This is a genomic window from Bradyrhizobium sp. LB14.3, assembly GCF_040547985.1.
In the GTDB taxonomy this organism is placed as follows: Bacteria; Pseudomonadota; Alphaproteobacteria; order Rhizobiales; family Xanthobacteraceae; genus Bradyrhizobium.
The window spans coordinates 34,529-48,453 of record NZ_JBEPQT010000027.1 but is presented as its reverse complement, the minus strand read 5'-3'; the positions used below and the strand labels follow the sequence as shown (position 1 = coordinate 48,453).

Sequence of the window (13,925 nt, the reverse complement as noted above, 5' to 3'; positions counted from 1 at the left end):
CCCTAGGCGTTGGAACGGCGTACGGTCAGATCGGAGCGGTCGAATACGGCGGGCAGGAGGTCGACGCCGAGGCCGGGCCCTTCCATCGGATAGACAAAACCGTCCTTGATCGTGGGCATGGTGGTGACGAGCTCATTGTACCAGCCCTTGTAGAAGGCGCGCACCGATTCCTGGATCAGCGTGTTGGGCTGGCTGAACGACATGTGGATGGCGGCGATGAAGCCGATCGGGCCGATGCAGTCGTGCGGTGCGAAGGGCCGGTGATAAGTCTCGGCCATCGCCGCGATCTTGCGGCCCTCGGTGAGGCCGCCGGTCCAGCACAGATCCGCCATCACCACATGCATGGCGTCGCGGTCGAGCATGTCCTTGTAAGGGAAGCGCGAGCCCAGCGTTTCGCTGGCGCAGACCCAGACGTCGGTGCAGCGGGCATATTCGGCCAGCGCCTGAGGCGAGTTCATCCGGATCGGGTCTTCGTACCAGGTCGGCTTGTAGGGCTCGAGAGCGCGCGCGATCTGTTTGGCGGTGGGCAGGTTCCAGAGCGAATGGAGCTCGACCATGATCTCCATCTTGTCGCCGACCGCTTTTCGGATCTTCTCGAACGGCTCGATCGCCTGCTTCATCTGTGCGGCGGTGATGTAGAGACCCTTGTTCTCTTGCGCCGCCGGATCGAACGGCCAGATCTTCATGGCGGAGATGCCGCTCTCCAGCAGGTTTTCCGCGAGCGCATCGGCGCGGTGCATGAAGCCGTCGAGATCCTCGTAAGGACTCTTGGAAGCACCGAGATTCCAGTTGGCGACCGGGCTGATATTGGTCGAGCGGACATATTGGGTGCCGGCGCAGGTGTTGTAGATGCGCTGCTTGTCGCGGCAGAGGCCGCCGAGCATCTGGTGCACCGGCTGATTGCAGACCTTGCCGAACAGATCCCACAGCGCGATGTCGATCGCCGAGGCCGCGCGATATTCGACGCCGGTCGAGGACTGTGCCATCGGCAGGTTCAGCATGTCGCGATGGATCGCCTCGATGTGCAGCGGATTGCGGCCGAGCAGGCGGCCGGCAAAGGTGTCGTGAATCTGCGCTTCGACCGCGCCGGCGCCGTAGAAGGTTTCGCCGAGACCGATCATGCCCGTGTCGGTGTGGACGCGCACCCAGATGACGTTGGAGAATTCCTCGGTGCGCAGCGTCTCGATCGACGTGATCTGCACGGCAATACTCCTCCCATCGCGGGGCGCGCGCAGCGCCGTTTTGTTGTCATTCTGCACCGGAGCAGGGTGCGGGCACGGACGGAATCTTACGCCCAGTTGTAATATATCACAACATGTTTTAAGGATATCACAAGCAAGGCACCGCTCTTCAACGACTGCGCGGGCCGAGGGGAGGGACGACATGGCAACGCGCAAGCGCACGCTCAAGGTGGTGAGGAACGACGACGGCGAGGGCAAGCCCTCCCGGCGCAACCGCCTCAACTTCTTCGAAATGGCCTATCAGAAGATCGAAGAGCTCCTCGTCCATTGCGAGCTCAAGCCCGGCCAGTTCATGACGATGCTGGAATTGCAGCACATCACCGGCTTCGGCCGCACGCCGGTTCATCACGCCGTCAATCGTCTCTCCGCCGATACGTTGATCATCATCCGCCCGCGCCACGGTCTGCACATTGCGCCGATCGATCTGGCGCGCGAGCGCATGCTGCTGGCCTTGCGCCGCGACATGGAGCGCTTCGTGATCCGGCTTGCGGCCGATCGCGCCAGCCTCTCGCATCGCAATCAGGCGCTGCACATCGATAGGCTGCTGCGCGAGCGCCGCGCCAGCCTGACCCTTGACGAGTTCAACAGCATCGACCGCCGCATCGACGCGCTGGTCCTGGACGCGGCCGGCGAGCCGTTTCTGGTGCATACGCTGCGGCCGTTGCACACGCTGTATCGGCGCATCGGCTACATCCACCACCGCTTCATGCCGGGGCAGGCGGAGCTGTCAGGAACAATCGATCATCATCTGGCTATTCTCAATGCGGTTGCCAATCGTCGTGTCGAGGACGCCGTGAAGGCGAGCGATGCGCTGATCGACTACATGGGTGAGATGTTCACGGGTATGGAAGCCGGGATCGACCCGCGGCTGCTCGATTGCAGCATCGAGCCGCTGCTCGGCACGTAAAAGTTCAGGAGGACCAAACATGTCAACGATGGCGATGCCACAACCGACGGCGAGCGAAGCCGCGGTCCGTTACCTCATCACGAACTACAGTCCCAAGGGCAACAAGGTCGGCTGGCTGATGATGGCCTCGATCCTGGTCGAGGCGTGGGATCTCTATTCGATCGCCTTCGTGCTGATCTTCATCAAGGAGCAGTACAATCCCGATCCGCTGATGCTGGGCTTGGCTGCGTCCGGCACGCAGGGCGGCGCCCTGCTCGGCGCACTGGTCGGCGGTTGGCTGTCCGACAAGATCGGACGCCGCGTGATGTTCCTGATCACGATGGTGATGTTCATCGTGCTGGCGCTGGCACAGGCCGTCGTGCCCAGCGTCGGCTGGCTCGTGGTGATCCGCTTCCTGCTCGGCGTTCCGCTCGGCTCCGACATCTCGACCGGCTACACCTACATCATGGAATCCATGGCCAAGGGTGAGCGCGAGGTGATGGGCAATCGCTGGCAGTTCATGTTCGCCGTCGGTGAAGTCCTCACCATCGGCGTCATCGTGATCTTCCTGCTGCTCGACATCCAGCACGAGATGCTGTGGCGCGTGACGCTGGGCCTCGGAGCGGTGCCGGCGCTGATCATCCTGATCATGCGCCATGACGTGCCGGAGACCGCGGTGTGGCTGGTGCAGAAGGGGCGCTTCCGCGAGGCCAAGAAGGTGGCGCGCGAGATGTTCAATGACGATCTTGCCATGCTGCCGGACCAGGACGTGGTGATGCCGAAGGTCAGCACCAGCGCCTTCATCGCGGACCTCAAGAAGGATCCGATCCGCTGGCGCGCGACGATCTACGGCTGGATCGCCTGTTTCGCCCAGGGTAGCGAGTTCTCGACCTTCGCCTTCTATTTGCCGGTGCTGTTCGTGATGGTGGGCGTGTCGAGCGTGCTCGGCAACAACCTCGTGACGATGGGGCTGTTCTGCTTTGCCGCGGTGTCGGGCTGGGTCGGGCCGCTACTGACGCCGAGGATCGGCCATCGCGGCATCGCGATCGCGGGCTTCTCGATCGTACTGGCTTCGCTGCTGGTCGCCGCTTTCGCGCTCTACACCGACAACACGATCCTGCTGCCGTTCGCGGCCGCCGCCATGTTGTGGGGCCATTATTGGGACGCGTCGAACTGCATGACGATCCCGACCATGGTCGCGAAACCGAAATATCGAGGCACCGCCAGCGGCTTCGCCTACATGTTCGTGAAGCTGCCGTCGTTCCTCGCGATCTTCCTGTTCCCGTCGTTGTTCGCGGCGATTGGGCAGGCCGGCGCCACGCTGTTCGTCGCCATCTTCCCGCTGATCGGATTGCTCGCCGCAATCTTCATCCTGCCGGAAGTCTACGGCTACGAGAACTACTGACGGCAAAGCGCGATGATTTCATCGCGCTTCAGCCTTTTGCTTTAAGCATGATCTTGTCGGAAAACCGCTGCACACTTTTCCGGATCATGCTCGTTACATGATCGCGGCGGCCAAGGCCGCGATCAGGGCCGGCGGCGTCACCAGCATGCCGAGCTTGAGGAACGGCCAGGCGCCGACCTCGATCTTCTCGCGCCGGAGTGCGACCAGCCAAAGGATCGTGGCGAGCGAGCCGGTCACCGACAGATTGGGCCCGAGATCGACGCCGATCAGGATGGCGCTGACGACCGGTGCGGGCAGATGATCGCTTGCCGCGACCGAGCCGGCAACGAGGCCGACCGGCAAATTGTTGGCGATGTTGGTGGCGATTGCGGTTGCGACGCCGACACTCCAGGCGGCTTGTGGCACGGATTGCGCCACCGCTTCGTGCAGCAGCGCGCTGAGCTGCCCGATCACGCCCGTCTTCACCAGCGCCTCGACCATCACGAAGAGGCCGCCGACCAGCGGCAGCACGCTCCAGGAAACGCCCTTCAGCACGGGGAGAGGCGACTGGCGGTTGATGAGCAGCACGGCGGCCGTCGTCGTGCTCCCGCAGAGGAATGTTGGCAGACCCAGTTGCAGATCGAGTGCAGAGGCCCAGATCAGCACGATGCCGATGGCGCCGATGCCGTAGGCGGTCAATCGGCCGCCGCGGCCGAGCTTGGGGTGAGGGACCCGCATTTCGATCGATTCATTCTTGAGCTCGCGATGCAGCGCAAGGCGCAGTGCGACATAGGTGAGACCGATCGAAGCAAGCGACGGCAGGGCAAACTGGCGCAGCCAAGTCCCGAGATGCGGCATGTGCTTGCCGAAGACCACGAGGTTGGCCGGATTGGAGATTGGCAGCACGAAGCTCGCGGCATTGGCAATGAAGGCGCAGACGAAGAGATAGGGTAGCGGCTTGGCGCCCGCCGCGCGCGTCGCGGCGTAAACGGCGGGTGTCAGGACGATCGCGGTGGCGTCGTTCGACAGGAGCACCGTCACGAATGTGCCGACGAGATAGATCAGCAAGAACAGCCGCTGCGGCGAGCCGCGTGCATGTTCAACCGCGAAAGCGGCCAGATAGTCGAACAGTCCTTCGAGCCGGGCGAGCTCGGCGATCAGCATCATGCCGAGCAGGAAGAGGTAGACGTCGATGCCTTTCTCGATTCCTGTGAGCGCATCCCGCCACGGCAGGAGGCCGAGCAGCACCAGGGTGCCAGCACCGATCGCTGCCCAGATCGCCTCGGGCAGGCGAAAGGGCCGGATGATGACGCCTGCGGTCGCGGCTGCGATGATGCTCCAAGCCCAGATGGCGTCAGTCGGCACGGTTGGCAAGTCGATCTCCAAAATCCGTCCCCTGACTACCGCGCCTCGGACAGATCCGCCAGCCTCAAAACTTCGCCGCCAGCATCGCTGCCGGTGCAAAGCTATTCACCGCGTCACCGACAGCTTCTCCGAGATCGCCTTGCGCAGAATGCGCGATAGCGATTCCACCGAATACGGTTTCCGGATCAGCTCGAAACCGCGATGGGCGTTCTCGGCGAGCACGTTGCTGTAGCCAGAGGTGAGCACGACGGGCAGGCCCGGATAACGCTCGCGGATCATGCCGGCGAGCTCGACGCCGTTCATGCCGGGCATGATGACGTCGGAGAAGACGAGGTCGACGGCGAACTCGTTCTCGCCGAGGATGGCGAGCGCCGCATTGGCGTTGGCGGCGCGGCGGACGACATAGCCGAGGTCTTCCAGTAGCTCGGTGGAGAAGCGGCCGACCTCGTCATCGTCTTCCACCACAAGCACGCGATAACCGCGCCCGGTGGCCGCGGTCTCATTGGTCAGCGCCGCGGCTTCCTTGTCTGTCGCGGGGCTTTGCGCCTGCGGCAGATAGATGGTGAAGGTCGTGCCCTTGCCATGCGTGCTCGCGACGGCGATGTCGCCCTCGGACTGCTTTGCGAAGCCGAAGGCCTGGCTCAGGCCGAGGCCGGTGCCCTTGCCGACTTCCTTGGTGGTGAAGAACGGCTCGAAGATGGCCTCGATATTTTCCGGCGCGATGCCGCTGCCGGTGTCTGCGACCGAGATCGCGACATAGTCGCCGCCGCGCGCTGATTGGGCGCGCAGCTGAGGGATGCCCAGAACCTTGCGCACGGCAATGGTGAGGCGGCCCTCGCCGTCCATGGCGTCGCGGGCGTTGATGGCGAGGTTGATCAGCACGGTCTCGAATTGCGCGATGTCGGCGACTGTGAAGCAGTCGGCATCATGAACCTCCACCACGATCTCGATGCGGCCACCGACCAGAGGCCGGACCAGTTGCGCGACGCCCTCGACCTGGCTTCCGACGTTGAAGATCTGCGGTTTGAGCGGTTGCCGGCGCGCAAACGCCAGCAGCTGTGCGGTCAGCTTGGAGGCACGCTCGACGGTGTCGGAGATGGCGTCGACATAGCGGCGGCGGCGCTCCTCCGGCAGTTCGCGGCGGCGCAGGAAATCGGTGGCCGAGCGGATGATGGTGAGCAGATTGTTGAAGTCGTGCGCGACGCCGCCGGTGAGCTGGCCGATCGCCTCCATCTTCTGCGACTGCCGCAGCGCTTCCTCGCCGCGGCGGCGCTCTGTGATGTCGACAGCCTCGGGCACCGCGCCGGTGATGTTGCCGTGGCGGTCGAGCACCGGGCGCATGCCGAACTCGAAATCGCGCTCGCCGATGGGAAGGCGCAGGCGCATCTCCAGCCGCACAGCTTCGCCTTTGAGCACGGTATCGAAGGCCTCGCGCACAATCGCGCTCATGCCGTGGGTGCCGGTAAACCAGGGCGTCTCCCACAACGGCTTGCCGATCACGTCCGCGGAGCGCGCCTTGATGCCATCGAGGACGGTGTTGTTGGCATAGAGCAATTCGCCCTTGAGATTGACCAGCCCCTGATACTGGTTGCTGGTCTCCAGGATCGCGCGCAGTCGCGCCTCGTTGGATTCGAGCTCGGCGGTCCGCTCGGCGATGCGCTCTTCGAGCGTCTCGTTGAGCTGCCGCAGCTCGATCTCGGCTCGCTTGGCGGCGGTGATGTCGTGGGCGACGCCGATGAAGCCGATATGCTTGCCGGTCGGGTCCCAGCGCGGTTGCGACTCCGAGCGCAGCCAGCGCCATTCACCCGATGAATCCTTGTAGCGCGCTTCCAGCACGAATGGTTTTAGCGAGGTTTCGCCCTGGACCGATTGCTGCAGCACGTGCGGCAGGTCGTCGGGATGCAGCACCTTGCGCCAGTCGAAGGCAATCGCCTGGTCGTAGGGCAGGCCGACGAAATCGACATAGGCCTGGTTGGCGAACGACCGTGTGCGGTCGAGTTTTGTGACCCAGATCGGCACCGGCGCGCTGTCGGCGATCAGCCGGAAGCGCTCCTCGCTCTCGCGCAGCGTCTCACGCGCGAGCGCCTGGGCGGTGACGTCGATATGGGCGCCTACGAGGCGGATCGCGCGACCGTCCCGGTCGCGCTCGAACTTGGCGACGACGCGGATCCAACGGGTCGCGCGGTCGCTGGGACGGATGATGCGGTATTCGGCGGTGTAGTCCTCGCTGGTGCCGGCCAGCGTATCGAGGAAGTGCTTCACCGCGGCGTCCCGGTCGTCGGGATGAATGCGATTGACCCATTCCTCGTGTGACTCGTCGGCGGCTTCCGCCGGCAGGCCGTGGAGCAGCAGATATTCCGGCGAACGGCGGTTCTTGAAGCCTTCGCGGAAGTCGACCTCGAGACCGCCGACCTTGCCGATGCGCTGGATGCGCGCGAGCTCCGCCTCGCGCTCCTGGAGCGCGCGATAGGCATTGTCGCGCTCGCGCGCGACATCTTCCAGGTGCTGGCGCAGCCTTTCGGCGGCAATGGTCTCGGGCAAAGGATCGTTCAAGGCGTTGGCCGTTGTGATGCGTGAGCGCACGTGCCGGACCGATATTCACACAGACCAAGCGTGATGGCCATTGCTCAAAAGGGAATATGAAAGGAAAGGCGCCACCGAATGCAGTGCAGCGGGTATGAATGAACGCCACGTCTGGCTATTTGTTCCGAACATTGGAACGATGAGCCTGCGGGCGCGTATCTGCGAGGCGCCACAACTGTCATTCCCAAAACTCCCTTTCCGAAGAGGCTAAAGCTTGAAGCTCTTTGTCTGCCAGGCCTGCGACAACGTCCTCTATTTCGAGAACCGCGCCTGTGAACGCTGCGGCCATCGCGTCGCGTTCCTGCCGGAGAAGGAGACGATGTCGGCGATCGAACCCGACGGGGAGGCTCAAGGTGGGACTTCTCAAGGTGGGACTTCTCAAGGTGGGACTTGGAGTACGCTGGCCAACAAGGGCGAAAGCCGCATGCTGTGCAGCAATGCCGAGTACGATTCCTGTAACTGGCTGACGGATGCAGGTGATACCACCGGCTATTGCCGCGCCTGCCGCCACAACGGCATCGTGCCGGACCTGTCGGATCAGGTGCAACTCGCAGGCTGGCGCGAGCTGGAGGTGGCGAAACACCGACTGTTCTATTCCCTGATCCGCTGGAAGCTGCCGCTCCAGACCCGGCAGGACAATCCCGAGCACGGCCTAATCTTCAACTTCCTCGCCGACGATCCAAACAGCGGGGAGAAGATCCTGACCGGCCATGACAACGGCCTGATCACGATCGCGCTGACCGAGACTGACGACATCGAGCGCGAGCGGCGCAGGCTCGAGATGGGCGAGCCCTACCGGACGCTGCTTGGGCATTTCCGCCACGAGGTCGGGCACTATTTCTGGGACGTGCTGGTGCGCGACGGCGGCAAGCTCGACGAATGCCGCGCCGTGTTCGGCGAAGATTCCGTCGATTACGGCCAGGCCTTGCAGCGCCACTATGCAGAGGGCGCCCCATCGGACTGGCAGCAGACCTACGTCTCGGCCTATGCGACCACGCATCCCTGGGAGGATTTCGCCGAGACCTGGGCGCACTATCTGCACATCGTCGACAGCCTGGAGATGGCTGGCGAGTTCGGTATGGAGGTGCGTCCCAAGGTCGATCGCGACGGGGAGTTGACGACGCGCATCCGTTTCAACCCCTATGAGGCGAGGGACGTCGAGGCGATCGTCAACGCATGGCTGCCCTTCACCTTCGCCATGAACAGCGTCAACCGCGCCATGGGCGTGCGCGACCTCTATCCCTTCATCCTCTCGCCTGCGGTGGTCGCCAAACTCGGCTTCATCCACAGCCTGGTCCGGAACGTGGCCAAGGACAAAGCCAAGGCCGGAAAGCCGTAGGCCGTCCGGGGCTTGCCAGGCCTGTTTCGGTCTTGCGCTGGTACGCCAGAGAGGCCGGATTTAGACCGTTGCCTCCGGCCGATTTTGATGTACCACGGGAGCCACACGGCCCATCCCGATAGGCTCCAACGGCCAGGGAAGGGTCCCGCCCAAGGTCGAGATTCAAGAAAAGCATGTTCAAACGCATTCTGATCGCCAATCGCGGCGAAATCGCCTGCCGGATCATCAAGACCGCTCGCCGCATGGGAATTCAGACGGTCGCGGTCTATTCCGAGGCCGACCGCGACGCCCTCCATGTCGAGATGGCCGACGAGGCCGTGCTGATCGGCCCGCCGGCTGCGGCCGAGAGCTATCTGGTGATCGAGAAGATCGTGGAGGCCTGCCGCAAGACGGGCGCCGAGGCCGTGCATCCCGGTTACGGCTTTCTGTCCGAGCGCGAGGCGTTTCCGCGCGCGCTGGAGGCGGCCGGCATCGTCTTCATCGGCCCCAACCCGGGCGCGATCGCGGCGATGGGCGACAAGATCGAATCCAAGAAGGCGGCCGCGAAGGCAAATGTCTCGACCGTGCCCGGCTATCTCGGCGTCATCGAGGACGACAAGCACGCGGTCAAGATCGCCGACGAGATCGGTTATCCCGTGATGATCAAGGCCTCCGCCGGCGGCGGCGGCAAGGGCATGCGCATCGCGCATTCGATCTCCGAGGTCGCAGAGGGTTACAACCTCGCCAAGGCCGAGGCGAAGGCCTCGTTCGGCGACGACCGCGTCTTCATCGAGAAGTTCATCGTCGATCCCCGCCACATCGAGATCCAGCTGCTGGGCGACAAGCACGGCAACGTGATTTATCTCGGCGAGCGCGAATGCTCGATCCAGCGCCGCAACCAGAAGGTCATCGAGGAAGCGCCGTCGCCGCTGCTCGACGAAGCCACCCGCCGCAAGATGGGCGAGCAGGCGGTCGCACTTGCCAAGGCCGTGAACTACGACTCTGCCGGCACCGTCGAATTCGTCGCGGGCCAGGACAAGAGCTTCTACTTCCTTGAGATGAACACACGCCTCCAGGTCGAGCATCCCGTCACCGAGCTCGTCACCGGCGTCGATCTCGTCGAGCAGATGCTCCGCGTCGCCGCCGGCGAGAAGCTCGCCATCACGCAGAAGGAGGTCACGCTCACCGGCTGGGCCGTGGAGTCACGTCTTTACGCCGAAGACCCGTTCCGCAACTTCCTGCCCTCGATAGGGCGCCTGGTGAAATACCGTCCGCCGGCAGAAGTGAGCCAGGACGGCATCACCGTGCGCAACGACACCGGCGTGCAGGAGGGCGGCGAGATCTCGATTCACTACGATCCGATGATCGCCAAGCTCGTCACCCACGCGCCGTCGCGCGCGGCCGCGATCGAGGCGCAGGCTACCGCGCTGGATTCGTTCTATGTCGACGGTATCCGTCACAACATCCCGTTCCTGTCGGCGCTGATGCATCATCCGCGCTGGCGCGAGGGCCGGCTCTCGACCGGCTTCATCGCCGAGGAGTTCCCCAAGGGCTTTGCTGTGCGCATGCCGGAAGGCGAGGTCGCGCGTCGCATTGCCGCGGTCGGCGCCGCCATCGATCACGTGCTCGGCGAGCGCAAGCGGCAGATCTCGGGCCAGATGGGCGGCCGCATCGTGCAGCGCGAGCGTCGCCGTGCGGTCTGGCTCGACCGCCAGGAGATAATGCTGGAGGTCGCGCGCGAAGGCGAGGCGGTCGCGGTGCGCTTCGTCGATGCCGACGGCAAGGCCGGCAATTCACATCTGTTGCAGTCGCCGTGGAAGCCGGGCGATCCGGTCTGGCAGGGCACCATCGACGGCCACTTCGTCGCGGTGCAGGTGCGCCCGGTCGCGAACGGTATCCGCCTCGCGCATCAGGGCGTCGAGGTGCCGGTCTATGTCTGGACCGAAGCGGAAGCAGCCTCGGCGCGGCTGATGCCGGTGACCACGGCTGCCGACACCGGCAAGAAGCTGCTCTGTCCGATGCCTGGCCTCGTGGTCTCGATCGCGGTGACCGAAGGGCAGGAGGTCAAGGCCGGCGAGACGCTCGCGGTGGTCGAAGCCATGAAGATGCAGAACGTGCTCCGCGCCGAGCAGGACGGCACCGTGAAGAAGATCCACGCCAGCGCCGGCGCGACGCTCGCCGTGGACGCGCTGATTTTGGAATTTGCGTAGGGCTCCAGAGCACAACATTAGACCCTCACCCTGAGGAGCCGCGCTACGCGGCGTCTCGAAGGGCGAGGCCACCAGCCGGGCCTTCATCCTTCGAGACGCGCGTAAGAGCGCGCTCCTCAGGATGAGGAATTGAGAGTGAGGCAACCATGGCCTTTCGTTCCCGCCGCGAAAAACTGCGATCGATCCTGTCGGGCGGGACTTGCGTCCATCCCGGCTCGGTCTACGACGCCATCTCGATCCGCATCGCCGAGGATCTCGGTTTCCCGCTCGGCATGTTCGGCGGCTCGGTGGCTTCGCTCGCTGTGCTCGGCGACCCCGACATTACGCTGATCACGCTCACCGAGCTTGCCGAACAGATGCGGCGGATGTCGCGCGCGGCAACTCTTCCGGTACTGGTCGATGCCGATCACGGCTATGGCAATGCGCTCAACGTGCGCCGGACGGTGCAGGAGCTGGAGACGGCGGGCGCCGCCGGCCTCACCATCGAGGACACGCTGCTGCCGGCCGGCTTCCGCGAGGCAAAGACCCAGCTGATCTCGCTGGAGGAGGGCGTCGGTAAGATGAAGGCCGCGCTTGACGCCCGCAGCGATCCTTCACTCGTCATCATGGGTCGCACGGGGGCTGCCTCGGTCAGCTCGATCGAGGATGCGATCCGCCGCGCCAGGGCCTATGAAGCCGCCGGCGTCGATGCGCTGTTTTTCACCGGCATCAAGTCGCGCGCCGAGCTCGAGGCGGTCGCGTCCGCCACGCACTTGCCGATCGTCCTCGGCGGTGCGCCGGACGAACTGAACGCGATCGATTATCTCAAGAGCCAGCGCGTGCGCATCGCGCTTCAGGGCCACGCGCCGATCGCAGCGGCGACCCAGGCGGTGTACGAGACGCAGAAGGCGCTGCGCGACGGCACCGCGCCGAAGAATCTCAAAGGCCTGCCAGCGTCGGACTTGACCAGCCGCGTCATGCGCGAAGCCGATGCGAAAGCGCGCAGCGCAGACTTTCTCGGACCGAAAAAGTGAGCCGGGCAATCCTCCAGGTCATGATCCGCGGCCGCGTGCAGGGCGTCGGTTATCGGGCCTGGGTCGAGTACCAGGCGACGGCGTGCGGTCTCGAAGGCTGGGTCCGCAACCGCCGCGACGGCAGCGTCGAAGCGCTGTTCGTGGGATCGCCTAAGCACGTCGCCGACATGGTCGCGCTGTGCCGCCACGGCCCGCCGTCCTCGCGCGTGGACAGCGTCACCAGCGAGACGGCCGATGTCGATGAGCTGAACCTGCGCCGGGCAGGCGAGGCGTTTTCGGTGTTGCCGACGGTGTAGGCCGGTACTTCGTCTTCCCGCACGCGGGAAGACGAAGAAGCAACCTCACCGCGGCAGCTTGGCGATCGCTTCGCTCAATTCGTGGATCTCGTAAGGCTTGCGCAGGATCGGGAAATCGCCGCGCACCCCGGCGGCGACGTCGCTGTAGCCGGTGGCAAGCAGGATCGGCAGGCCGGGACGGATCTGGCGAAGGTGATGGGCGAGGCTGAGCCCGTCCATCTTGCCGGGCATGACGATGTCCGAGAATACGAAATCGACGCCGTTCTTCTCGATCTCGCGAAGCGCGGATTCGGCGTCCGCAACCCGGCGCACCTGATAGCCGAGCTGCTCCAGAAGTCCGATGCTGACGGTGGCGACGTCCGGATTGTCCTCGACCAGCAGCACCGTGCCGCTGCCGTGGAACGCAGGTTCTCCCGCCGCCTCGCGCGATGGCGCTTCTTCTCCGCGCGGCAAGAGGATGGTGAAGGTCGTGCCCTTGCAGAGCGTGCTCGCGACGCGCACCGTGCCGCCGGCCTGATGGGCAAAGCCGTGCACCTGGGAGAGGCCGAGACCGGTGCCCTTGCCGATCGGCTTGGTCGTGAAGAACGGCTCGAAGATCTTGTCGAGAACGTCGGAGGGAATGCCGAGCCCGGTATCGGTGACGTCGATCGCGACGAATTCGCCGGCGAGGGGCGCCTCGTCGAGCACCGCATTGCGCGCAGCGATCGTCACCGTGCCCCCGTCGGGCATCGCGTCGCGGGCATTGATGACGAGGTTGAGCAGCGCGGTCTCGAGCTCGGAGACGTCGGTCCTGATCGGCCAGACATCGCCGCTGACGTCGAAGGCCAGGCGCACGGAGCTGCCGACGCCGGCATCGAGCACCTCGCGGATCGCCGTGATGCGGTCGACGAAGTCGATCGCCTGCGGATTGACGCTCTGCCGCCGTGCGAAGGTGAGGAGCTGGTTGGTCAGCGCCGCGCCGCGCTTGGTGGCAGTCTCGATGGCCGAGATCGCGCGCTGAATCTTGGCCTCGTCGTCGGCCCCTCGCTTCAGCATGTGGAGGCTGCCGCTGATGATCATCAGGAGGTTGTTGAAGTCGTGAGCGACCCCGCCGGTGAGCTGGCCGAGCGCATCGAACTTCTGGGACTCGGCGAGTTGCTTCTGCATGGCCTCGAGCTTGATCTGGGTATTGCGCCGCTCGGTGATGTCGCGCGTGATCTTGGCGAATCCGACCAGGTCGCCGTCCTCGTAGATCGGATCGATCACGATGCTCGCCCAGAAGAAGGTGCCGTCTTTGCGGACGCGCCAGCCTTCCTCCTCGTAGCGGCCCTTTTCCCGTGCAGTGCCGAGGGCACGGGCGGGCTTGCCGTTGGCGCGGTCGCTCTCGGTATAGAAACGGGAGAAGTGCTGGCCGAGGATTTCCCCAGGAGAATAGCCCTTGATGCGCTCGCCGCCGATGTTCCAGCTGGTGATGATCCCGGTGGGATCCAGCATGTAGAGGGCGTAGTCCGCAACTCCCTCAACCAACAGGCGGAAACTGCGTTCGCTCTCGAACAAGTCTCTCTGCTGATTTAACTTTTCGATCATTCCGGACCCCGACTCGACGGGAGCAAACGCCACAGATGGCGGATGGTTCCCCGAGCTTGGAAC

General features: G+C 64.5%; 10 protein-coding genes. 6 read left to right on the top strand and 4 right to left on the bottom strand.

The features are described from left to right. Positions 1-2: 2 nt before the first annotated feature. Complete coding sequence (locus ABIB00_RS32155) at positions 3-1,202, bottom strand: mandelate racemase/muconate lactonizing enzyme family protein (RefSeq protein WP_354107122.1); 1,200 nt, start codon at positions 1,200-1,202, stop codon at positions 3-5. 181 nt (positions 1,203-1,383) lie between these two features. On the opposite strand from ABIB00_RS32155, the gene ABIB00_RS32150 reads away from it, so the two are divergent. Both ABIB00_RS32150 and ABIB00_RS32145 read left to right on the top strand, forming a co-directional pair. Next, positions 1,384-2,148, top strand: a complete 765-nt coding sequence (locus ABIB00_RS32150) for a GntR family transcriptional regulator (protein ID WP_354107121.1) — start codon at positions 1,384-1,386, stop codon at positions 2,146-2,148. Between the two features lie 19 nt (positions 2,149-2,167). Beyond that, positions 2,168-3,532, top strand: coding sequence for an MFS transporter (locus tag ABIB00_RS32145; protein ID WP_354107120.1), 1,365 nt, complete (start codon positions 2,168-2,170; stop codon positions 3,530-3,532). A 93-nt stretch (positions 3,533-3,625) separates the two neighbouring features. Here ABIB00_RS32145 and ABIB00_RS32140 read toward each other — a convergent pair whose 3' ends face one another. Continuing rightward, on the bottom strand, positions 3,626-4,876 hold the full coding sequence (locus ABIB00_RS32140) for an arsenic transporter (RefSeq protein ID WP_354107149.1): 1,251 nt from the start codon (positions 4,874-4,876) through the stop codon (positions 3,626-3,628). 105 nt (positions 4,877-4,981) lie between these two features. Continuing rightward, positions 4,982-7,459 (bottom strand): PAS domain-containing hybrid sensor histidine kinase/response regulator, encoded by a 2,478-nt coding sequence (locus ABIB00_RS32135; protein WP_354107119.1) that lies wholly within the window; start codon positions 7,457-7,459, stop codon positions 4,982-4,984. Positions 7,460-7,673: 214 nt separating this feature from the next. On the opposite strand from ABIB00_RS32135, the gene ABIB00_RS32130 reads away from it, so the two are divergent. From ABIB00_RS32130 to ABIB00_RS32115, 4 genes are all read left to right on the top strand, one after another. Next, positions 7,674-8,798, top strand: coding sequence for a zinc-binding metallopeptidase family protein (locus ABIB00_RS32130; RefSeq protein WP_354107118.1), 1,125 nt, complete (start codon positions 7,674-7,676; stop codon positions 8,796-8,798). A gap of 173 nt (positions 8,799-8,971) precedes the next feature. Next, positions 8,972-10,987, top strand: a complete 2,016-nt coding sequence (locus ABIB00_RS32125) for an acetyl-CoA carboxylase biotin carboxylase subunit (RefSeq protein WP_354107117.1) — start codon at positions 8,972-8,974, stop codon at positions 10,985-10,987. A 146-nt stretch (positions 10,988-11,133) separates the two neighbouring features. Then, entirely contained in the window at positions 11,134-12,000 is an 867-nt protein-coding gene (locus ABIB00_RS32120) for an isocitrate lyase/PEP mutase family protein (RefSeq protein ID WP_354107116.1), read from the top strand. Further along, the gene (locus ABIB00_RS32115; RefSeq protein WP_247340762.1) at positions 11,997-12,296 is read left to right on the top strand and encodes an acylphosphatase; all 300 of its coding nucleotides are present in this window, start codon (positions 11,997-11,999) and stop codon (positions 12,294-12,296) included. The genes ABIB00_RS32120 and ABIB00_RS32115 overlap by 4 nt, the downstream gene beginning before the upstream one ends. Positions 12,297-12,341: 45 nt before the next feature. On the opposite strand, the gene ABIB00_RS32110 is transcribed toward ABIB00_RS32115, so the two are convergent. Continuing rightward, a complete protein-coding gene (locus tag ABIB00_RS32110) occupies positions 12,342-13,862 on the bottom strand; it encodes a PAS domain-containing hybrid sensor histidine kinase/response regulator family protein (protein WP_354107115.1) in 1,521 nt (506 codons plus the stop codon). Between the last annotated feature and the right edge of the window lie 63 nt (positions 13,863-13,925).

What these genes read in the sequence shown, in the direction of transcription:
- ABIB00_RS32150 (WP_354107121.1), top strand. Translation starts at nt 1,384, where the DNA reads ATGGCAACGCGCAAGCGCACGCTCAAGGTGGTGAGGAACGACGACGGC.
- ABIB00_RS32120 (WP_354107116.1), top strand. Translation starts at nt 11,134, where the DNA reads ATGGCCTTTCGTTCCCGCCGCGAAAAACTGCGATCGATCCTGTCGGGC.
- ABIB00_RS32145 (WP_354107120.1), top strand. Translation starts at nt 2,168, where the DNA reads ATGTCAACGATGGCGATGCCACAACCGACGGCGAGCGAAGCCGCGGTC.
- ABIB00_RS32125 (WP_354107117.1), top strand. Translation starts at nt 8,972, where the DNA reads ATGTTCAAACGCATTCTGATCGCCAATCGCGGCGAAATCGCCTGCCGG.
- ABIB00_RS32110 (WP_354107115.1), bottom strand. Translation starts at nt 13,862, where the DNA reads ATGATCGAAAAGTTAAATCAGCAGAGAGACTTGTTCGAGAGCGAACGC.